Source organism: Aureispira sp. CCB-E (assembly GCF_031326345.1).
GTDB lineage: Bacteria > Bacteroidota > Bacteroidia > Chitinophagales > Saprospiraceae > Aureispira.
The window spans coordinates 2528355-2548725 of record NZ_CP133671.1 but is presented as its reverse complement, the minus strand read 5'-3'; the positions used below and the strand labels follow the sequence as shown (position 1 = coordinate 2548725).

The 20371-nt window shown below is 35.0% G+C and carries 22 protein-coding genes; 12 read left to right on the top strand and 10 right to left on the bottom strand.

The window, feature by feature from the left end; translation table 11 throughout:
• The first annotated feature begins 12 nt into the window (after positions 1-12).
• From QP953_RS09720 to QP953_RS09680, 9 genes are all read left to right on the top strand, one after another.
• Positions 13-1812 carry a hypothetical protein gene (locus tag QP953_RS09720; protein ID WP_309554832.1) on the top strand — a complete coding sequence of 600 codons (1800 nt, stop codon included), beginning with the start codon at positions 13-15 and terminating at the stop codon, positions 1810-1812.
• Positions 1813-1933: 121 nt separating this feature from the next.
• Positions 1934-3004, top strand: coding sequence for an IS4 family transposase (locus QP953_RS09715; protein ID WP_052594644.1), 1071 nt, complete (start codon positions 1934-1936; stop codon positions 3002-3004).
• 56 nt (positions 3005-3060) lie between these two features.
• Entirely contained in the window at positions 3061-3852 is a 792-nt protein-coding gene (locus QP953_RS09710) for a J domain-containing protein (protein ID WP_197043888.1), read from the top strand.
• Positions 3853-3889: 37 nt separating this feature from the next.
• Complete coding sequence (locus QP953_RS09705; RefSeq protein ID WP_052598524.1) at positions 3890-4249, top strand: hypothetical protein; 360 nt, start codon at positions 3890-3892, stop codon at positions 4247-4249.
• Between the two features lie 16 nt (positions 4250-4265).
• Positions 4266-6227, top strand: a complete 1962-nt coding sequence (gene mutL, locus QP953_RS09700; protein WP_052598523.1) for a DNA mismatch repair endonuclease MutL — start codon at positions 4266-4268, stop codon at positions 6225-6227.
• 94 nt (positions 6228-6321) lie between these two features.
• Positions 6322-6816, top strand: coding sequence for a hypothetical protein (locus tag QP953_RS09695; protein WP_052598522.1), 495 nt, complete (start codon positions 6322-6324; stop codon positions 6814-6816).
• Between the two features lie 28 nt (positions 6817-6844).
• A complete protein-coding gene (locus QP953_RS09690; RefSeq protein WP_052598521.1) occupies positions 6845-7261 on the top strand; it encodes a hypothetical protein in 417 nt (138 codons plus the stop codon).
• Between the two features lie 514 nt (positions 7262-7775).
• The gene (locus QP953_RS09685) at positions 7776-8783 is read left to right on the top strand and encodes a hypothetical protein (RefSeq protein WP_309554831.1); all 1008 of its coding nucleotides are present in this window, start codon (positions 7776-7778) and stop codon (positions 8781-8783) included.
• A gap of 9 nt (positions 8784-8792) precedes the next feature.
• Positions 8793-10718, top strand: a complete 1926-nt coding sequence (locus QP953_RS09680) for a hypothetical protein (RefSeq protein ID WP_309554830.1) — start codon at positions 8793-8795, stop codon at positions 10716-10718.
• A gap of 109 nt (positions 10719-10827) precedes the next feature.
• Here the strand turns inward: QP953_RS09680 and QP953_RS09675 are convergent, their stop codons facing one another.
• From QP953_RS09675 to QP953_RS09660, 4 genes are all read right to left on the bottom strand, one after another.
• Positions 10828-11169 (bottom strand): hypothetical protein, encoded by a 342-nt coding sequence (locus QP953_RS09675; protein WP_052598518.1) that lies wholly within the window; start codon positions 11167-11169, stop codon positions 10828-10830.
• Complete coding sequence (locus tag QP953_RS09670) at positions 11166-11900, bottom strand: hypothetical protein (protein ID WP_052598517.1); 735 nt, start codon at positions 11898-11900, stop codon at positions 11166-11168. Before QP953_RS09670 ends, QP953_RS09675 begins: the two co-directional genes overlap by 4 nt.
• 164 nt (positions 11901-12064) lie before the next feature.
• Positions 12065-12478, bottom strand: coding sequence for a VOC family protein (locus QP953_RS09665; RefSeq protein ID WP_309554828.1), 414 nt, complete (start codon positions 12476-12478; stop codon positions 12065-12067).
• A gap of 399 nt (positions 12479-12877) precedes the next feature.
• A complete protein-coding gene (locus QP953_RS09660) occupies positions 12878-13453 on the bottom strand; it encodes an NAD(P)H-dependent oxidoreductase (protein WP_052598515.1) in 576 nt (191 codons plus the stop codon).
• Between the two features lie 295 nt (positions 13454-13748).
• Between QP953_RS09660 and QP953_RS09655 the strand changes: the two genes are divergently transcribed.
• Positions 13749-14309 carry a TetR/AcrR family transcriptional regulator gene (locus QP953_RS09655; protein ID WP_052598514.1) on the top strand — a complete coding sequence of 187 codons (561 nt, stop codon included), beginning with the start codon at positions 13749-13751 and terminating at the stop codon, positions 14307-14309.
• 19 nt (positions 14310-14328) lie between these two features.
• Here QP953_RS09655 and QP953_RS09650 read toward each other — a convergent pair whose 3' ends face one another.
• From QP953_RS09650 to QP953_RS09640, 3 genes are all read right to left on the bottom strand, one after another.
• Positions 14329-15039 carry a DNA alkylation repair protein gene (locus QP953_RS09650; protein ID WP_309554827.1) on the bottom strand — a complete coding sequence of 237 codons (711 nt, stop codon included), beginning with the start codon at positions 15037-15039 and terminating at the stop codon, positions 14329-14331.
• A 96-nt stretch (positions 15040-15135) separates the two neighbouring features.
• A complete protein-coding gene (locus QP953_RS09645; RefSeq protein WP_309554826.1) occupies positions 15136-15501 on the bottom strand; it encodes a DUF1801 domain-containing protein in 366 nt (121 codons plus the stop codon).
• Positions 15502-15659: 158 nt separating this feature from the next.
• Entirely contained in the window at positions 15660-16049 is a 390-nt protein-coding gene (locus QP953_RS09640; RefSeq protein ID WP_052598511.1) for a VOC family protein, read from the bottom strand.
• A 185-nt stretch (positions 16050-16234) separates the two neighbouring features.
• On the opposite strand from QP953_RS09640, the gene QP953_RS09635 reads away from it, so the two are divergent.
• Positions 16235-16636 carry an acyl-CoA thioesterase gene (locus tag QP953_RS09635; protein ID WP_052598708.1) on the top strand — a complete coding sequence of 134 codons (402 nt, stop codon included), beginning with the start codon at positions 16235-16237 and terminating at the stop codon, positions 16634-16636.
• A 14-nt stretch (positions 16637-16650) separates the two neighbouring features.
• On the opposite strand, the gene QP953_RS09630 is transcribed toward QP953_RS09635, so the two are convergent.
• Positions 16651-17391 (bottom strand): hypothetical protein, encoded by a 741-nt coding sequence (locus QP953_RS09630; protein WP_052598510.1) that lies wholly within the window; start codon positions 17389-17391, stop codon positions 16651-16653.
• A gap of 199 nt (positions 17392-17590) precedes the next feature.
• Positions 17591-18373, bottom strand: coding sequence for an exodeoxyribonuclease III (locus tag QP953_RS09625; protein WP_309554825.1), 783 nt, complete (start codon positions 18371-18373; stop codon positions 17591-17593).
• A 657-nt stretch (positions 18374-19030) separates the two neighbouring features.
• Here QP953_RS09625 and QP953_RS09620 point away from each other — a divergent pair.
• Positions 19031-19879 carry an alpha/beta hydrolase gene (locus QP953_RS09620; protein ID WP_309554823.1) on the top strand — a complete coding sequence of 283 codons (849 nt, stop codon included), beginning with the start codon at positions 19031-19033 and terminating at the stop codon, positions 19877-19879.
• A gap of 96 nt (positions 19880-19975) precedes the next feature.
• Here QP953_RS09620 and QP953_RS09615 read toward each other — a convergent pair whose 3' ends face one another.
• On the bottom strand, positions 19976-20257 hold the full coding sequence (locus QP953_RS09615; protein WP_309554822.1) for a DUF4834 family protein: 282 nt from the start codon (positions 20255-20257) through the stop codon (positions 19976-19978).
• Positions 20258-20371 lie beyond the last annotated feature (114 nt).

Sequence of the window (20371 nt, the reverse complement as noted above, 5' to 3'; positions counted from 1 at the left end):
AAATCCATACTCATGAAACCATATTTAATATTCTGTCTACTGACGATTGCATTTATAGCTTGTAACTCTGATGACTCCAATACCGATTCTAAGGTTGCCATTGATATAAATGCCTTCACAGAAAAAATAAAATACCACCCTGGCGACCCTTTTATAGAAACATTCAAAAAAAGTGAATTTTTTAAGCTAAGTGGCTTGGAGGATCATGTTGTAGAAACTACCAACGGCACCATCTTGTCTATTCCCAAGGGAGCATTTCGAGACAAAAATGGACGTATCGTAGAAAAAGAAATTACCATAGAGGTAACAGATATTGCTAATTTAGAAGAGCAAATTCAGTCAAACATTAGTGGTCAGTACAAAGATGCTGTCTTAAAAAATGGGGCAACACTTTTTATCAATGCTACTGCCGATGGTGAACAACTCGCATTTAATCAAAGTAATCCCGTTTATATCGCAACTAATCGACAAACAGAACTAAAAAACCCGCTTATTTTTGAAGGAATTCGCAATCCTCAAGGAGAAATGCAATGGCTAAAGCCTACCCCACCCAAACAATATTTAATTCCTGTTGATCTGGAAGAACTTGATTTTTTACCCCCAAACTTTGCCAATACCGCACAAAAACATTTGCCTTTTCGAAATTATAAAGTAGCGACTACAGCACTTTTAGATAGCTTGTATTATAGTTTTGGTGCCATGTATCCTCATGATAGAAATTCACAGAAAAAACCAGCCTTGCCCAACACAAGTTTTAATTTTTTTCAAGATGAAGGCAGTCATGCTGACCATGGTATAGATTCCACCACAAGCTGCACAGGTATAGACCCTAGTGCCATCAAAGTGATCAAAAAAAGACAGTTTGCTAATACCTTAATTGCCACCAAAGCTTTTGAACAACGCCTGCACTACCTCCATTTGGCTAGAGAACAAGCTGCCTTGGATATTTATATCAACCACCTAGATTGGGATATGGCACGTTGTGACGAAAAAGTTGCTCAATTACTAGGCAGCAATTCTGATTATCGGATGCAATTCAAAGCCTTTGCTAGAGAAAACTTGGGCAATATAAAAGACTTGCCTCCTTCTGTTAAGAATTTAGGTAATTATTATAGCCAACAGCTCAAAAAAACAAGAACACAATTAGTTGAACTCAAAAAAGCATTGGATAAAGAGCTTGAAAAGAAAGCTAAGGCTGCAAAAAAAATACGAACAGACTATCAAAAAGTTTTACAAAAACGAGCAACTTACCGTTTGAATAAATTTGGTTTCAAGCTAGATAAAATGGGTTGGATCACTGTAGCCGAAACTCTAAAGCCTTTGGATAAGTTTGATTTAGAAATTCGTGTTACCAATGGCAAACAATACGATCGAGTACACGTTTATAGTGTCGATCCCAATATCAGTAGTATTTTTGCCTTCAAAAGTACTGATAAAGAATTATTTAAAGAGGGCTATCGTGGTGACCCTTTTCTGCTCTATAAAAAAATGCAAACCGCACAGGCTGTCGTTGTTGCCTATCAGGGAAAAGAGGCTTTTTACGACCAAACTAATTTTAAAGTCACCCCCACCATTCGAGTACGCCTAAATCCTCAACCGATAACGGCACAAACCTTGAACCAAACGTTACAAAAAATGGAATCAAACCATACGAAGTTTAACAAGATTCGTGTAGACTTAGAATATCAAGCTGCTTTTTATGCCGAAGAGCTTAGAAGAAAACAACTAAGGGATGATTTGGCATTCATTGGTCGATTGGCTAGCATTGCCTTGCCTTGTGGTATCCCGCCAGAACAACCGACAACGAATTAAGCCTAGATTAAATTTTTCTTTTGAGTAGTTTTACCTAAGTACAGGACAAAAAATGGAGAAATTGAAAAATTAGTAAATTAGTAGTTGCGAAATCACTATTTACAAACTTCAATAACTCCGAATGAAAGATACAGAAAAAGTTCTTAAAGATATATTATCTGATCATTTTGCTGGTCAAAGTCAGCGATTGACCATGTTGAGTAAGCTGGTTATTTCCATAATAAAAATGAGCAGCATTAGCTATGCTCAACTTTCGCTGGTATTGAACCCTTTTGCAAAACGAGAATCTAATTTCAAAAGGATTCAACGTTTCATGAAAGAATACAAATTCTGTCGTAAGTGCTATATTCAATTAGTTTGGAAACTCATTGTTTTTAGTAATCAGTGGGTAGCTCTGAGCATTGATAGAACCAATTGGAAATTTGGGAAAATCAACATCAATATTTTACTAATAGGTATTAGCTATAATGGAACAGCAATACCACTTATTTGGACTCTATTAGACAAAAGAGGTAACTCTTCTCAACAGGAACGGATAGATTTAATGCAAAGCTTGATGAGTCATTTAACAATAAAGCAAAAAGGGCAAATCAAATATTTGTTAGCAGACCGTGAGTTTATTGGTAATCAATGGATAAGCTATTTAAAATCTTTGCCTTTAATTTTTATTATTAGAATCCGAAGTAACAGTTTGATGCGAAAGTTTGGACAAATAAAAGAAGTAAAAGTTGGCAAATACTTTAGCCAATCAACTTTTAAAGCTTTGAGAAAACAAAGAATACTTTTCAAGCACCAACTTTATATTGGAGGTCAGAAACTAGGTAAATCTGAATGGCTTATTTTGATAAGTAACAAACCTATTTCAAAAGGTAAAAGAATTTATCAAGAACGCTGGGGAATCGAAGTTTTTTTCTCAGCTTGTAAAACAAGAGGATTTAATTTTGAGGATACTCATGTAACAGCACCATCTAGATTATCCAGTCTACTATTTCTTGTTGCAATAGCCTTTGTTTGGTCTTATAAAACAGGAGAATGGTTAATCAAAAGAGGGGGTAAAATTCCAATAAAAAAACTAAAAACTCGAAAAGCTAAACTCTTTAGTATTTTTAGATTTGGCTTAGATTATATCAAAGAACGTTTACTTAACTTTTTAACTTTATTTCAGGAATTAAAACTTTTGTCCTGTACTTAGTAGTTTTACTTAAAAAACCCCTTCCTTCTTCCCTTAAAAAAATGTATATTTGTTCTGTGAAAGACTATTATTACATATTAGGCATCTCCAAAAACGCTACCCTATCCGAAATTCAACGAGCTTATCAAAAACTATCGCTCAAATTTCATCCTAAAGAAAACGGTAACGATCCCTTTTTTGTCATGCATTATGGCAAAATTAAAGAAGCCTATGAAGTATTGAGTGATGATCACAAACGATTTAGGTATGACAAAGCTTTGAGCAAAGAATTGGATGCAGAAGTCAATGAAATATTAGCGGGACCTGCCCCTGTCATTGCTTCTTTTTTTGCTTCCAAAAAATCGGTCCGAAAAAACGACTTGTTAACCATTTCTTGGGAAGTTTTAAATGCCGAGTTGGTTGAAATTAATTTAATTGGGCAGGTTGCTTCGAATGGTACTCAAACCATTCGACTCTCTGAAATAGATGTTACGCAAGAACGATTAACATTAACACTCAAAGCTAGTAATAGCCATTCTAACAAGACAAGTACCAAAAACCTAGCCCTCAAAAATTTAGATTATTCACCTCAAAAAGCTGCCGTCAAACAACGTCAAGATGGGCTTTTGGAGACAACGAAACAACAAAAAGACAAACACACAATAGAAAAAAAGCCCCAAAAGAAAAAAACAAAAACAAAATCTCCCCGTAAACCTATTGCAACATCAACAGCTTCTACTTCCGTTGCTCAAAAACAAGCTGTCAATCGACGTGGAGAACAAGGGATTGCTTATGTTTTAATTGCGATGATGTTTTTTATAATTATCATTTTGCTATTTGCAATGCATCGTATGAATCCTATGTTTTAGATGCTTGATTGTATTATTTTGTTCAAAAAATGACCTTATGTTAAAGTTATTTAATAGTACTACAAAATTTAAACCCAGAGAATTTGGCTATAAGCCTCGTTTTTATGACGCTGACAAAGAAGCTTTAGAACGTCGTATAAAAAGTAGACAAAACCAAAATGCAGATGGCGATTTGACAAAAATGCGCATTCGCCAAGAGTTTGGAAATTATAAATATTCAGACAGCAAACACAAAAGAAAAGGCTTCACTAGTTCTTCCTCTTTTAGACTTTTGCTGATTATCATTGCTTTGTCTGTTGCTAGCTATTTTATATTAGATAGTTTATTGCCTAAGCTAATGAAACAATGGTTTCCTTTAGAAAGCCAAGAATACGAACTTTTAGAAGAGTATAATTAACCACATTAAACAATACATGGCAGATTTAATACAATTATTACCTGACCACATTGCTAATCAGATTGCAGCAGGAGAGGTTGTTCAACGCCCTGCATCTGTTGTCAAAGAATTGCTAGAAAACTCGATTGATGCAGGCGCTAAAAACATCCGTCTGATCATCAAAAATGCGGGTAAAACGCTTATTCAAGTTGTTGACGATGGAATTGGAATGTCTGAAACGGATGCCCGTATGTGTTTTGAACGTCATGCGACTTCCAAAATACGCCAAACAGAAGATTTGTTCTCTATCCGAACTAAAGGTTTCCGAGGCGAAGCAATGGCTTCGATTGCGGCGGTAGCACAAGTCGAGATGCGTACCAAACAACAACAAGAAGAGTTAGGCATACAAATTAAAATTGCAGGCTCTCGAATTGTTACTCAAGAGCCTTGTCAAACAGCAGCGGGTACGTCTATTTCTGTTAAAAATTTGTTTTTTAACGTCCCTGCTCGTCGTAACTTTTTAAAGTCTGATACGGTTGAGATGCGACATATTATCGATGAGTTTCAGCACGTGGCCTTAGCTCATCCTGATATTTTCTTTTCTTTGCATCATAACTCTGCTAAGTTATACCACCTTCCTATTTCCAATTTGCGACAACGTATTGTCGGTATTTTGGGCAACAAGGTCAATAAGAACTTAATTCCAATCCAAGAAGATACCGATATTATCAAAATCAAAGGCTATATTGGGAAACCCGATGCGGCTAAAAAAACTAGAGGGGACCAGTTTTTCTTTGTCAATAATCGATACATCAAAAGTGGTTATCTAAATCATGCTATTTTAAGTGCTTACGAGGATTTGTTGCCTGAAAAAGTCTATCCTTTGTATGTCGTTTTTTTTGAAATTGACCCTGCGAAAATTGATGTTAATGTTCATCCTACCAAACAAGAAATCAAGTTTGAAGACGAACGTTTGGTTTACAATTATTTGAGAGTTACCGCTCGCCATGCCTTGGCTCAAAACAGCATTACTCCAACCCTTGACTTTGAAGTAGAAAGTGGTATTTCGCAGCACTTAGACGATGCTAACCTAGATCTAACAGCATTAAATCTTAATTTTTCGAAAAAAGAGGCACAAGAAGGACAAACATTTAGTTCTAAAATGAGTGCCTCCAAACAGCCTTTTTCAACGCAACACAAGCGTCAAAAATCAGAAACAGAACTCTCCAATTTGCAAAATTGGGAGAAACTGTATGAAAATATCGAGAATGAGGCCCTGGAACAAGGACAAAAATTAGAACAAGAGGAACAAACACTCTTTTCTTCTGCTATTGGGGACGAGGAACGACACGAGGACAACGATAACTCGCAAGAAATGACTTTCTCTAGCAAAGCCTCTGCGACACCTCCCCCTACTAAACAAGCAGTAGATAGTGCCACAACCAAGCATTTATATCAATTGCACAATCGCTATATTGTCAGTCCTATTAAGTCTGGTTTCTTGCTGATAGACCAACATACAGCACATCAGCGCATCATGTACGAACGCTATTTATATCAATTTGAAAACAAACGAGCTACCACTCAAAAACTTCTATTTCCGCAAACTGTAGAGCTTTCGGTATCTGATGCTACCTTGCTTAAAGATTTGCTGCCACAATTAAATGAGTTGGGCTTAGATATTAAAGAGTTTGGTACCAATAGCTTTATTGTTCACGGCTTGCCTAGTGAGCTAAGCCAACAAAATGAACAAACCATTATTACCAAATTGATTGAACAGTTCAAGCAAAATATTGATCTAAAAATTGATCTTTATGATAATATTGCACGTTCTCTCGCCTATCAAGCTTCTATCAAAGCAGGTAAACCATTAGAGCCTGTTGAAATGCAACAATTAATTAATGAGTTATTTGCCTGTCAAGTTCCTTATGTTGGTCCCAATGGACATAAAACGTTTATTTCTATGGATTTGGTAGAATTAAGCAAACGTTTTGAATAACATTATTTTGTAGTTGTTTGGACAAAAAATCAAACAGCTACAAAATGCTACAATGACATACTTATTTTTTAGATACCATTTTTAATATTTTATTATGTTCCAATATTTTAAATTCCTTTTTATTTTTTGTTTTTTTATAAGTAGTTGTGCATCCGAAGTTGTCAAAAAGGAGTTTAAAAGTGCCAATGGTTTTTATTCTTTGGAATACCCAGAAACCCTTCAACAGACCTACGAAAAGAATATCTTAAATATCAACCCTGGCGACAACAGCTCCGCAATGACTGTAGCTAGTTATTACTTTGCACAAGGTGTCACAGATGAAATTATGGTCAGTACACTAAATATGTTTACTGAACGCTACGAACCAACTAGTGAACCTGTTAAGATTAGGGAAAATGTCTGGAAACAAACCTGCAAAGAAACTTCTAAAGAAGGTGAGTTTCTTTGGGAATTCTGGCTCAATCGAAAAAAAAATGTACTGGTTTTAATTTCAATCACTTACAAAGAAGCTGAAACTTCTCCCGAAATGCTGCACCAGTACCATGATATTATCAGTTCTATTAAAAATAGTGGTCAATTGAAAAAATAAGTAAGTGGGCAGAGAAAAATAGAAAAAAATGCAACGCAAAACAAAAGAAATCACCGTTACACTTCGTCCTGATAATATTGTTGAAACAAAAGTCAATGACGATATTACAGAATTAAGCTTAGAAGGCGTTCCCGAAGTCATCGCTGCAACTAATGAAGTCCATCATTCTACCAATGCCCCCAAAGCTGCGCTCATGCATATGCCTTCTTTTTATGTAAAAAAAAGTATCATAAAAGGATATGCCTCCAATCGAGATGTAGAAGTTGTTGCTGTTGCCATGTTAACCCATTCTTTTTCCTCTCAAATCATTGGTAATTTACTATTAACAATGAGAAGCCGAGTCTTAACATTGCGAAATGAAACGCCAGAACCATCAAAAGTATTCAGAGACAAAGAGGCTGCCATCAAATGGTTGTTGGAACACTTGGCTGCTAAAAAGCAGTAAAATAAGTTTTTTACAGTCTTGCTTTCTATGGTCTATAATCTCGTCATTGGACCAATACACCTCTCCTTGTCTTTCAAAAAATGTTAAAAGGTTATTTTTTCTTCCTAATTTCAAGCTATTTGCACCTATCTTTTTTATCACAAAAAAATCATTCTCTAAAAACAGATCTAGCTCTGTTTATCAATACAATAGCATAGAAAAACATTTAATTATATTGGCTTGCAATTCTTTTTTTAGTAAAATTTGAGGGGCTAGGATTATCACTAATTTGTTTTTTCTATTTGACTTAAATGATTAATTCATTTATATTTGCTCTTTGATACTAGAAATAGATTATGTAGTTGAGATATTAACATCAACTGCACATATCCAGTTAACTTATAAACAACACTGTTTAAAGGATATTGTCTTTTATTCAGTGAGCTAAATAAGCTTGTAATATAGGCATAGGGCATCAATAGGTCTTTCCTCCATATTGCAGCTTGTTTTATTAAAATTTAATCAAACCTATCTTATGAAACCAATTTTTAAATCGCCTCAAGAAGAACGCTCCTTTAGTTTTTTTAAGGGTAATTTTTTAAAACAGGTTAAAAAATTATCAAAAGTTGCCAATAACTTTGAGAATGCTGTTTCCTTTTATTTTGACCTGAATGCTCAATACAATGATAGTCCAGACAAAACCTATTGCTTAATGGTCTTTGGTCGTTTAACTGGTTGGAGGTCATATGTTAAAAAATCCGTTGCAGATCAAAGCAAACAATCTGTTAGTGGATTATGTTATGCCGCTCCAGCTGAAAATGGAAATCATATCGAGCTGTTTATTTATTGTGAAAAAGGAAAAACAAAAAAACAATTCAAAAAAATTCGAAAAAGCTTTAAAGAGGTTGTTCCTTTGGCTAAACTTCAGTTGCGTTTTGTGGATGCTACTGGAAATGTAGATCCCAAATCTGAAAATTCGGAAGATACCAATACAACTAGCGATGAGGACATTCAGTTAGACGAAGTTAACGACTACACCTCTGAGACCAACGACTATGACAACACTATTGAGAAGGAGGCTTTACAAACAGAAAAAATTGCTTTAGAAAACCTTCAAAATACTCTAAAAGCTAATGCGCAAAGTATTGCAACAGAACTAAAAGAACTGGTAGCAAAACTAAAGGCAAACACAATTCGACCTAAAAAAGTACGCTCTATTCTTAAAGACATTGAAAAGGATGTTGATAGAAAACTAGCACAAGGAGTCGACTACACCATTGACAAAGCAGCAGAACAGGTCAAAAAGCTAGCTGCTAAATTTAATAAAGATATTCAAGAGATTAGAGATTATCTCAACAATCTGGATTTAGATAAAGAAGAAGACAAAGATTTAAAAAAGGAGCTGAAATCCGAGTTGAAAGATCAAGGGATTGAAAAAACTAAACTAGCCATTGAGGGTGAGTTCAACAACAATCACAATCAATTTCAAGCCGATTTAAAACGTCTAAAAGCCATTTACGAAACACTAAACGCTACAAAATAACATTTGATCATGTTACCAATTATAAATTTAAACATCGAGGAAGTTAAGAAATTAGTTATTAAAAACTTAGGTGGTGGAAAAATTACCGATTATCCTCAAGAAAAGGTATTCAAGATGGTTCGTGAGGTTTGCTACAAAAAATCCAATCGCAGTGCTTTTGTAGAGGCTATCAAAGAGCATAAACAACTGATTACGGAAACAAAACAAGCCTTCGAAAAATCTGAAAAAATCTTTGGGCAGTTGTTGAATAGTCTTGCTAATATGCAGCATTCTCGACAAAAAATGGAGACTCTTAAAGAGTTAGAACCTCAATATAGCCTATTGGACGGCGTGATTTATAGTTTTAATACTTCTTATCAAGCTCTAGTTGAAGAGAAAAAGAAAATTTCCGAAAATCGCCAGTTGGCATTCAAAAATTCCAAAGATAAGATTACAAAAAGCAAAGAGATTATTGGCAAATATCAAGATCATTTACAACATATTGAAGAGGTAATTAAAAAGGTAGATACCGATTGGAAAATTCTCTTTAATGATATTGTTTATGATCAAACAGAGCGCTACTTTAAGCTTGCTGTTACTCGTACGCTACATGGTATTAAGACGGTTGCCAACTTGAAATATAAATTCAATTTTCAAAAAGACAAGGAAGGGCATTGGTATTTGATTAATGACAATACCGACAAAATTCTAAGAGAGTCGTTCATTGATGATATTATCATCAAAAATACTACGCAATACAATAAGAAAGAAGGCTTCTTTTCGATAGAATCTGACTTTGCGCTTGCTATGGATGAGTTGGACTTGACCAGTGAAAAATCTAAAAGTGCTACACACGTTTTTAGCACTACCGAAACAGAAGAATGGGAAGAGGAACGCAAAGAATCGTTTAAGATTATGCAGGAATTTATGCACAAAAGTTATAATGATGTAAAAGATAAACGTAGTAGCAAAACCAAGCAAAGCAAATGGGGACTTAATTTTGGATTGGGAGCCAGTGTAAAAGCCAAATTGGATGGTAGTACCAAAGCTGATTTTCAACATAAATTTTCGACAGAATACTCTAATGCACTAACTGTTACTCAAAACTTTATTCGTGAAATTACGGTATTGCACGATACCACCTTAGATATTAAACAAAAAGAAGTAGTAACTTCTGTTGAAACGCCAACCAAGGGCACCGAAGAGCCTAGATGGGTAAAGGTCTTGCGTAAGATTGATAAAATCAAGAATATTCTCAACATTCTACCGATTCCTAAAAAAATGAACTATTTGCGTAAGATCATTAAAATTTTGCCTATTGGACGCATCAACACTTTGCTGACAGTCAATAACAAAATTTTGCAACTTTACGACATGTTCAAAAAGAAGGATGCTTCTCCAAAAACTATTACAACCACCAAAACTGAACTTAAAGAGCTACTTGTTCAGTTACACAAAGGTTGGAAACTGGTTCTCTCTGAAATTGACTCAAGGTCTGTCGAATTCAGCACCGCATTAACCAATGAAGTAAAAACAAAGGTTATGTTAGCACTTAAATTAGAAGTTGATGCAAAGGGTGTCATTGTTGGCAATGGTGGCGTTGGAAAAGGCAGCAGTTCTTCTTCTGGCGAAACTACTATAGCGCTAAAAGTAGAAGATAAAGACCTTGAAAAAGCACAAGAAAATTACGAAAAAGTAATTAATGAATACGAAGAGAAAATAACTGCTAAAAAAAGCACTCAATCCTCATCTAATAGCCATAAGGTAAAAGAAAAAGATGTTGTGGTTAAAGGAAATTTCTTGCTTAAACTACTTTGTTATACCAATACAGAAGGAAAGCTTGACATTCGATTCAATCAAAATGAGGTTGATTTGTTTAAGAGTAGCTTAGTACATAATCCTGATTTGAAATTTGATTTTGTATTTGAAGAACATTTGTCTGGTGTATCCAACTAACAGCTAATGAAGCGATAAAAAAGGTGTGGTAGTTCGTGTATTTTAGTGCCGAACGATCACTCCTTTTTTGCTCTATATAAGAATCATCCTACAAAACTAAATTATATCCCTATATCCAAGCTAGTAAAACCAACCATAGATAACACCACACTACAGATAAAAATAAAGAAGGCACATAAAATAGTAGTTTAAACAAAACTTTGTACCAAGGTTCTGTTAATATGGAATAACTCATTCCAATCAAACTGCAACAAAGTCCTAATATTCCTGCAACTCCTAACACAAAATAACTAAAAGATAAAAAGTAACTAAAAGAACGACCACTAGCATAACCATAATCATTGATATACAAATAGTAAGCTGCCCATACAACGAATAGCTGAATGAGCAAGGACAGCAACGCCCAAGGCGTTTTTCTCAAAATTTTATGCAGCAGTGCCTTATGCCTCATAATTCATCAATTTGCAAGGTGGGCACACCAAAAAGGTGGGCATGAGTTTGTACGGTATAGTCCATTTCACCAGGATCAGGCAATTTATCCTTAAACAAGTTAATTTCGTCCCTAGCTATTTTGTTCGATTCCTTTACAGCTCTGTCTAGGCGATAACCACTGACCCAACGCCTCAAGAAGTAAACATAGAAGAAAGGCGACAGACTAGTTTTGCCTTTATGACCAATATAAGCTTGAGCACCTAATTTTAGCCATCGTTTTCCTTGATTGGCATTTTTACAACCAGTATTATAAACCAATCGTATTTTTTTACGCAATTTTTTAGGCAAAGTTTCGAACCAATATAGATAAGGATTGGTATGCGCTAGAATAAAAATATCCACACACTCATAATCCTTTGTCAATCGTTCTAGGCTTTCTAGAATCAATTCTTTTTGGTCATAACGTCCTTTTTGAGTAAAATAATACGATTCGTCGTAATACGCATTTAAGTAAGGCTCTGTAAAAATTTCTGTCCCAAATTGCTCGTAAGAGGGTACGCTATCTCGTATTGCCAATACCGCTCGTTTGCTTTTAGGAGTTTCTTTGGCATTTCGCAGCATTAGCCCATCAGCAATCCATGCAATTAGCCATAAAGAAACTCCAAAAAATGATATAGGGATAGTAACTGCTAATACCTTTCTAAGTATGGAGCTGTGACTATTTATGATAGTTTTATTTTCCTTTTCCATCTCAATACGGGTTTAATCCATTCTATTCTAAATTAGAACTAGAATCATGCCGTTCGTACCAGATAAAAGACAGAATACTATTTTTTCAATAGGTAACTAACAATTAACTTCATACTACTGTATCGTTGGGGTGTTCCTATACAAGTCCTTATTTATGAGCTGGGTTAAACCAAACGAGTTTTATTTTGAGGACTAGGCTGTATAAAATCCCACAAATTGCCATACAAATCTTCGAACACCGCCACCCATCCATGTGGTTCTTCTACCGCTTCTCGTACAAAATGAATTCCCTTCGCCTGCATTTCTTTGTAATCCCTCCAAAAATCATCTGTAAACAAAAAGAAGCCAACTCGACCACCAGTTTGATTTCCGATAGCAGCTACTTGTTCTGCTTTTGCTGCTTTTGCCAATAAAAGGCAACACTCTTTAGCTCCAGGAGGAGCAACAACAACCCAACGCTTAGTCTCTGACAATTGGGTGTCTTCCAGTAATTTAAAATTCAGTTTTTTTGTATAAAAGTCAATGGCTTCGTCGTAATCTTTTACAACTAAAGCAACATTTGCAATGTACTGTTTCATTGTCTATATCGTTTAATTTTTCAATGTAAGTAAGTGGACAGAAAAAAGTATAGTTAAAAATGTAATTGTTTTTAGTGCTGTTCAAAGAAAAGAATTGAAGTTTTAGCGGGCTAAAACGAGATTTTTTGATGAAGAACAGTGCAAAAAGAATTCTATTTTGCCTATAAATTTTTATGAACGATTACTTATTTATCTATACCACAAGAACCGCTACCAACTATTCTTTCAAAAGGCGTGGCATCTTTACAATACAAATATCAATATTCCTCTCCTATCCTTAAAACCTTTTCTGTTGTTTATTTGCAATGCACTTGCTTGTTGCCTTGTCATTCATCTCAAGTATGGTTCTTGCTTTAAGATAAGTAAAAACATTTGCCAATTGACTACTTGTACATTTTATTAACTCAAATGCGCTCCTAAATTGGTAATTTTTTGCAACCACTTTTCTCTAAATTCTACTGTAGAGTTTCGAATTGGTCCAATAAAATTCGTACGAACAGGTTTTACGCCGCAAAACTCTAATGTATTCTTCTTGAGCTGCTTGGTTGCCGGCGCTCCCAATAACAAAGTATTGTACCAACTTGGTGAATCGGCAGTACAAATAATTCGAGCTGTTTTTCCTTTAAGCAAGGGGGTAGGAAAAATGGATTTACCTTCGTATTTGTAAGTTACTCCAGGCAAAAATGCTCGATCTATAAATCCTTTCATAAGAGCTGGATAACCTGCCCACCATAACGGATGCACCCAAACCATATGATGACACCATTTTATTTTTTCTATCGCCATTTTTAAATCGTCCTCCAAATCCATTTCTTTCTCATAAGCATTTTCTAGACTTAAATTAAATTTCAAATCTCGAAGTGTCAGGACTTCTACAGCTGCATTGGAACTCAAGGCACCTTGTTCGTACGCATGGGCAAGCGCATCATTATAACTTTTCTCTTTTGGGTGCCCATTAATAATTAATACATTCATTGTTTTTATTGTTAATCGCCTATCTAGTAGCCTAATTAACTAGACAAACTTTGGTAAATATTAGAACAAAAATAAAATTGGTCAAATGACCAACTTTTACAAACATAGGTCATTCGACCAACTTTTGCAAATTTATACTTACTTTTGTCTAATAATACCTCTCAAAAGTGTTCAAGACGACCAACAACTAATCAAAAATACTTTGTACCTTAGCATCTGTCATTTAAAAATCAACCGCCTCCTAATACGATTTTTAGCAGACTACTTGGCATAATGATTTCCATAATTGAAAGAAATGAGCAAGCGAACAGAAAAGACATCTAAAATTATACAAACTACCATTCAAATTCTTTGCACAGAAGGAGCTGGTGGCTTAACGATGCGGAAAGTTGCCAAACTATCCGACATAAGGCTAAGTAACTTGCAATATTACTACAAGGACAAAGATGCCTTGTTAGAGGCAACGATTGAAGATTATTTTCGTCAAAATGAAGCGGTCGTAACAGAAAATTTGGCGATACTTCCTGATAATATTACCTTCTCTAATTTATTAGAAATCATATTAGAAGAATCACTGATAGATGGCAATTCAAGCCCTCGCTGTGCTATGTTTCGAGAAATTTGGGCACTGGCAACTAAAATGCCAAGTATAGCAGAACTGGTTCGTTCCTATTATCAACAATACAACGATTGGCTATGCCAACAACTAGCTCCTTATAGTACCCAACCAGCGGTAATTGTTAGCTTATTAATGCCTTATGTAGAGGGCTATTCCTTGATGGGCAATGCGCTGCCTGTTTCAAAAAAAATAATTATCAACACCTTAATAGAGACTGTGCTGCCTTATAGCAAATAATACGTGTACAACGTTCAATTTATTTCTTGGGTCTATAAATTGATCTAGGATAATCTAAGATATTAACCGTTTCTTTTTCCAATTCTTTTAAAGCATCTTTAGCAATCCATTGAGCTGATTTAAATTCTAATTGCTTTATTTTTTGAGCTTCTTCTATTGCCCGCTTATTCAAGTCCACATTGCGTTTTCCAATACTTCTTAGAGCCCAATTAACCGCTTTTTTCACATAAATACGTTGATCGTCTGCAGCTTGATAAAGCAAAGGAAAAAATTGTTCAAAAGTACTGTTCGCTGCTTTTTTATCTGCCATACAGTAGCCTGCTATCGTGGCAAAACTAGCTCGCTTTTCAAACTCTTCTGTTCGAGTACTCCACTCGATTGCCTTGGGAATTGCCAAAGGACTTCGAGCAAAAACTCCCATGCTAAAAGAGTCACAAATTTCCCAATTCTCAAACGTCACCACCCATTTTTCCATCAAATCTTCTGTCAAATCTTTTGGGTTGAACAATTTACTACACAGCAATCTTGCTTCGTAAATATTGGTCTCGAAAAGTGCTTTTGCCAACGTGCTATTTTTGCCTATTTCCTTTGCTAATTCTTTCAAATCTTTTTGATAAATGCCCAAAGCATTCTGAGCAATTACACCAAACTTTTTTTGTTTAAAATCAACTTTTTCTGGATTAGCTAACGCTCTTAATTCCTTTATAACAGCAGCAACGGTCGGTTTCATAGTTCTGTATTAAGTTTGATAGGTGCAATATATAAGTCTATTTTGTCATGTAGTCGTGTAAAGGATACTCCGATTTTTTTTTCAAATTACCTGTTATTAAATTTTAACAATTCCCTTTCGATACAAATCTAGGGCATCTTGCAAAATGACTTGGATTCGTTCGATCTCTAAATCTCTTGTTGGATTAACCCTCAGAATTTTCATTCGCTTACGACTCCCCTGTTCCAACTCAGGGTGCTCTAATTTATCTCCTTCTACCATCAACAAATAAGGTTCTGTGGTCTTCTTGTCTACCCATAAGTAGCAAAACATTTTCCCTTGATAACAAAAACAAGGCATCCCATACTTTCTTGTTTCAGAAACAGCCTCATCTTGTTCCAAAATAATGGTTCTTAAAGCCAACAAGCAACTTTTATTGGGTTCTTCTTTTTTAGCATAAAACTGATCTAACTCTCTTATCATCCCCTATAGTGCATTTAAAATTTAGTTTTACTAATCAATAGTTAGCTTCGCTCCTGAAGTAAACAACGACCACGAAGTAGCATACTATAATAACTTACGATACAAATATAAACTCGACCACTGACAACTATCTGTCAGTAGAGCTAGAACGGGTACAATTATTCTTCATAAATCTCAATAGGCAAGCCATCTGGGTCTGTAAAAAAAGCAAACTTTTTGTGTGTATAAGGGTCTATTCGAATGGGTTCCACTTCTATATTATTATCCTCTAATTGCTGAACGGCTTGCGCCACATCCTTTACTTCAAAAGCTAAATGCCTTAATCCAGTTGCTTCTGGTCTTGACAAACGTGCGGGCGGTTTTGGAAAAGAAAATAATTCAATAATATATTCGCCATTCAGTTCCAAATCTAATTTGTAAGAGTCTCGATCTGCCCGATAGACTTCATTTTTGATGGTTAATCCTAGTAATTTTGTATAAAAAAATTTTGATCGTTTATAATTACTACTAATAATTGCAATATGGTGAATTTTATTCAGTTCCAACATCTTAAGCTTTTGGTTTGGTTTCTATTTCTGTTGAATAATGGAATTAGATCGATAGAAGGTTATCAAAGTTAATTTTCAAAAATAGGGTTCTTTCACAAAAAAGACTAGCTTTGCAAAAGTCTTCCCCTAATCTAATACACGCAGTTTCTCCAATTATATTATAAATGGCAAAAACAGACAATCACATGACAGTAAAAGATAAAATTGAGAATTCTATTACTAGAATATTCAAGGCAGTATTGCCTAATACGACCAATCACTACAACACTTTATTTGGTGGAACAGCTTTGCAAATGATGGATGAGGTAGCCTTTATTTGTGCCACAAGATTTGCCCGCAAACGAATGGTTACGGTAACTTCAGACCAAATTCATTTCAAACATGCTATTCCTGCTGGCACCTTGATAGAGTTAGTTGCCAAAGTCGTATACGTTGGTAATACAAGCATCAAAGTCCAAGTTGAGATTTACTTAGAAGAAATGTACAAAGAAAGTCGGATGAAAGCAATTACGGGAATGTTTACGTTTGTTGCGATTGATGAAAATAGAAAGCCTACGCAGGTAGCCGAAACCTATGTAAAAGAATAAATAATATCCCTTTTCTACTGTTTAAGATATTCTTCCGTTGTATAAATCTTATGCACAACGATTTTTTTATTCTTCCCAATAACAAACTCACTAAGTCCTATATGTTGAGTATTCTTAGGGTTCCAGTCATACGTATACCCTAATTGTGACCAAGGGTATTGATCGTATAAATCACAAGGGTAATAACGGTCAATTCTGCTTTGGTTAATCCACGTTATGTGTTTTTCATCTATTTTTGAAGGAAAACAAACAGAGCATTTTGAGTCTGTAATTTCTGGATCTGGACAAGGACGAAATAAATCTTCAGGTTTTACCCAAAATTCGACAAAATAAGAATAGGTAGCATTCGGCGGCAAACCCAACAACTGAACTAATCGGCGATTAACATCAGTTGTTGGGTCTTTTTTCATTCTGTTCAGCAATTCGGGAGCTGTTGTAATCCAAATGGGATAGTTTCCTGTGTTATAAAAACTAGAGTCTAAGTATTTTTCGTAATAAGAAATATTTTGCTTCCACGTTACGACTAACAAATAGTCCTCACCATTAATTTCTTTCCAAACCAAATCTTTGTTCTGCTTGTCTATAACGACCAATTTGTCATAAACTTTCTCTTCTGTAGCGTACATAGCATCTTCTATTGCTTTTTGGTATACCAAAGCATCGGGAAGCTTTTTTTGTAATCCTTGTGTGGTTTGACAAGCCGTAGCGCCTAACAAAATTACTAAAACCGTAAAACACCCAACTAAACTTTTCATATTCTAATTGTTTCTTATTATGAGTTGCTCTAATTCTTAATAAAACTCTGGCAACCCTCCATTAATAACTTATTAAAAATCAAACAATTACTCTAACCAGTCAATGGATTATTATTTAATAAGGCTAATTTATGAATAAAAAGTTAATATATATATATACTAATACAAGATGTTTTTTTTTAAAACGGAATAATGTATTTTATATTTTTATTTCTAGTAAACAAGGGCAGTGATCTGAGTGAACGGCATCATTTAGCAAATCTGTTGCGACAATTCGATCCTCCATGCTATTTGCAACAGCTTGATAGTCGATGCGCCAACCTTTGTTTTTGCCTCTAGCACCAGCCCGATAACTCCACCAGCTATATTTTTCTAAATCGGCATGTTGCTTTCTAAAGGCATCCACAAAACCACCTTCCGAAAACCACTTATCCATCCAAGCACGTTCTTCTGGCAAAAAGCCAGAGGTTTTTTTATTGCTTTTAGGATTATGAATATCCATTTCGGTATGTGCAATATTGTAATCGCCTTGGATAATTAAATTGGGGCGTTCTTTTTTTAACGTTTGAGCCCAATCATAAAACGTATCTAAAAAATCATATTTCACATCTTGGCGGATATCACCAGAAGTACCTGAGGGAAAATAACAGTTTAGTAAAGTCCAATCCCCAAAATCTGCTCGAATCACTCTCCCCTCTTTATCAAATCGCTCTACACCCATTCCTATTTCAACGTAGTCTGGCTTTATTTTAGAAAAAATAGTTACCCCACTATATCCCTTTTTTTCAGCAGAGTGCCAGTATAAATGTTCAAATCCCAGTGCCTTTAACTCCTCTAAGTCTACTTGATTTTCTTGTGCTTTGGTCTCTTGTATTCCAATAATGTCAAAATCATTTTCTCCAACCCAATTGATCCAATCTTTTTTGATAGCGGCACGAATGCCATTTAAATTATAAGAAACAATTTTTAATGTATCCTTCATTCTATTTTTAATAATTTGAGTTCTTGAATTAAAAGCAATAATGAGTTTCACACCATCCTTCAAGAACTATAGATTTTATTTTATAATAAGCCCTTCCATTCACAAAACTATGGCAGGCAATTATTTTAAGATTTGTTGCATCTCATAGTAGTTAGCTGTGCTGCTACTTCGTGGTCGTTAATTACTTCGTGAGCGCTGCGCTTTTAGTTAGCTTTGTCACTCCCTGCGGTCGTGAGCTCGCATAGCTCGGTTCGCTGCTACTGCGTAATTTCAACAAACTATTGATCTTACATTGTTTCAGGATAAAATTGCATCAGCCTGATTATATAGCTAACAAAACAATCTCATGGAACAGAGTCTATAAAATAAATAATCGAATACGATGCTTAATTCGTTGACTAACTTAATGAATAGTGCGCCTAATTTATCAAAACAATATTGTCTAAATAAGAAATATGTCGTATCATGTGACACTTCTCCTTCATTGACTAATGAATATTACTTCGTAAAAACCACGCTGTAGTAGCGTAGTTAAACTAATCCAAAAATACTTTTTTAGTTTTTTTGTAAAAAGCCACGAAGTATTACAAAAACAAATGTAAGGTTTATTGGTTTAAATGAAGTACAATCAATTACTATTTTACAAAGCGAATTACTGTGGCGACATTTCAAGAATTAATTCACAAATACACAACCGATCAATCTCGATTTCTTGTCATTGACGATATGCTAGTGCACTACAGAGACGAGGGAAAAGGAACTCCTATCGTATTATTGCATGGTGCCTTTTCGTCCCTACATACATTTAATGATTGGTCCAAGATTCTACAAAAACGTTATCGAGTCATTTCTTTAGATTTGATGGGTTTTGGTCTAACAGGTCCTAATAGTACGGGTGACTATACCATAGGAAATCATATTCGCGTACTCAAGCGATTTTTTAATATCCTAGGGCTAAAAAAAGCACATTTAGGCGGAAGTTCCCTTGGAGGCTGGTTGGCTTGGGAATTTGCATACCGTTATCCTCAACGAATTCACAAGCTTATTTTGATAGATGCTGCTGGCTTTGTAGATAGAGAGACCATGCCTTTGCCCTTCAAGCTAGCTCAATCGCCACTGGCTGGACGCGTTTTAAAATTTATTGTTCGAAAATCTATTTTAGAGCAATTTGTCAAACAAGTCTATTATGATATTTCTAAAGTAAATACCAAATTGGTAGATCGTTATTTTGATTTATTTACTAGAGAAGGAAATAGTCAAGCGTTTATTGATTTGGTCAATGCCCCTTTTCAAGACAATACCGATTTCTTGAAGCAAATTGAACATCCTACTTTGGTTATGTGGGGAAGAGAAGACGCTTGGATTAGTGCCGCACATGCCTATCTATTTGAAAAAATGCTCCCTAACCCCGAGTTAGTCATTTACGAAGGTGTTGGACATTTACCCATGGAAGAAATTCCTGCTCTTTCGGGGAAAGACTTAATGGTTTTTTTGCAGAAAAAATAAAAATAGCCTTATCAGATACATTCATCTAATAAGGCTACTCTATTCTTTTATTGTATTCGATATAGAAGTTGCTTTCTTTTTGTCTAGACTAGGAGTTTAAATTTCCTCGTAATCAATATACTCTCCTCCTTGAAATCCTTCAGGACGTCTATTAGAACCTGATTCTTTCTGGGCTTGTTTTGTCTTAGTTTTCTCTTTTCTTTCTTTCCGTTCTTCTTGAAATTGTTGCAAATTACGCCACATGCGCATAAAATTTTCATCTTGCTGTACTCGGCTATAATTACTATTCGTATGAGGAATTGTTGTTGGATTAAACGCTAGTTTAATCAATAATTGATAAAAAAGAACACTGAAAAAAATTAAGAATATCGCTGTCATAATAGGTTAAATTGGTCAACAATTAGAATTTTAAAAATAACATCTATAAATAAAATTCTATCTACACCTATATAACAATCAAAGGATGCACCATGTTCAAAAAACTGCCAAAAC

Coding starts and splice junctions, on each gene's coding strand:
- QP953_RS09660 (WP_052598515.1), bottom strand. CDS start 13,453: ATGAATGTATTAATTATTAATGGGCACCCAAAAGAGAAAAGTTATAAT.
- QP953_RS09690 (WP_052598521.1), top strand. CDS start 6,845: ATGCAACGCAAAACAAAAGAAATCACCGTTACACTTCGTCCTGATAAT.
- QP953_RS09720 (WP_309554832.1), top strand. CDS start 13: ATGAAACCATATTTAATATTCTGTCTACTGACGATTGCATTTATAGCT.
- QP953_RS09640 (WP_052598511.1), bottom strand. CDS start 16,049: ATGTTGGAACTGAATAAAATTCACCATATTGCAATTATTAGTAGTAAT.
- QP953_RS09680 (WP_309554830.1), top strand. CDS start 8,793: ATGTTACCAATTATAAATTTAAACATCGAGGAAGTTAAGAAATTAGTT.
- QP953_RS09695 (WP_052598522.1), top strand. CDS start 6,322: ATGTTCCAATATTTTAAATTCCTTTTTATTTTTTGTTTTTTTATAAGT.
- QP953_RS09655 (WP_052598514.1), top strand. CDS start 13,749: ATGAGCAAGCGAACAGAAAAGACATCTAAAATTATACAAACTACCATT.
- QP953_RS09715 (WP_052594644.1), top strand. CDS start 1,934: ATGAAAGATACAGAAAAAGTTCTTAAAGATATATTATCTGATCATTTT.
- QP953_RS09645 (WP_309554826.1), bottom strand. CDS start 15,501: ATGATAAGAGAGTTAGATCAGTTTTATGCTAAAAAAGAAGAACCCAAT.
- mutL (WP_052598523.1), top strand. CDS start 4,266: ATGGCAGATTTAATACAATTATTACCTGACCACATTGCTAATCAGATT.
- QP953_RS09675 (WP_052598518.1), bottom strand. CDS start 11,169: ATGAGGCATAAGGCACTGCTGCATAAAATTTTGAGAAAAACGCCTTGG.
- QP953_RS09635 (WP_052598708.1), top strand. CDS start 16,235: ATGACAGTAAAAGATAAAATTGAGAATTCTATTACTAGAATATTCAAG.
- QP953_RS09630 (WP_052598510.1), bottom strand. CDS start 17,391: ATGAAAAGTTTAGTTGGGTGTTTTACGGTTTTAGTAATTTTGTTAGGC.
- QP953_RS09650 (WP_309554827.1), bottom strand. CDS start 15,039: ATGAAACCGACCGTTGCTGCTGTTATAAAGGAATTAAGAGCGTTAGCT.
- QP953_RS09705 (WP_052598524.1), top strand. CDS start 3,890: ATGTTAAAGTTATTTAATAGTACTACAAAATTTAAACCCAGAGAATTT.
- QP953_RS09685 (WP_309554831.1), top strand. CDS start 7,776: ATGAAACCAATTTTTAAATCGCCTCAAGAAGAACGCTCCTTTAGTTTT.
- QP953_RS09625 (WP_309554825.1), bottom strand. CDS start 18,373: ATGAAGGATACATTAAAAATTGTTTCTTATAATTTAAATGGCATTCGT.
- QP953_RS09670 (WP_052598517.1), bottom strand. CDS start 11,900: ATGGAAAAGGAAAATAAAACTATCATAAATAGTCACAGCTCCATACTT.
- QP953_RS09665 (WP_309554828.1), bottom strand. CDS start 12,478: ATGAAACAGTACATTGCAAATGTTGCTTTAGTTGTAAAAGATTACGAC.
- QP953_RS09615 (WP_309554822.1), bottom strand. CDS start 20,257: ATGACAGCGATATTCTTAATTTTTTTCAGTGTTCTTTTTTATCAATTA.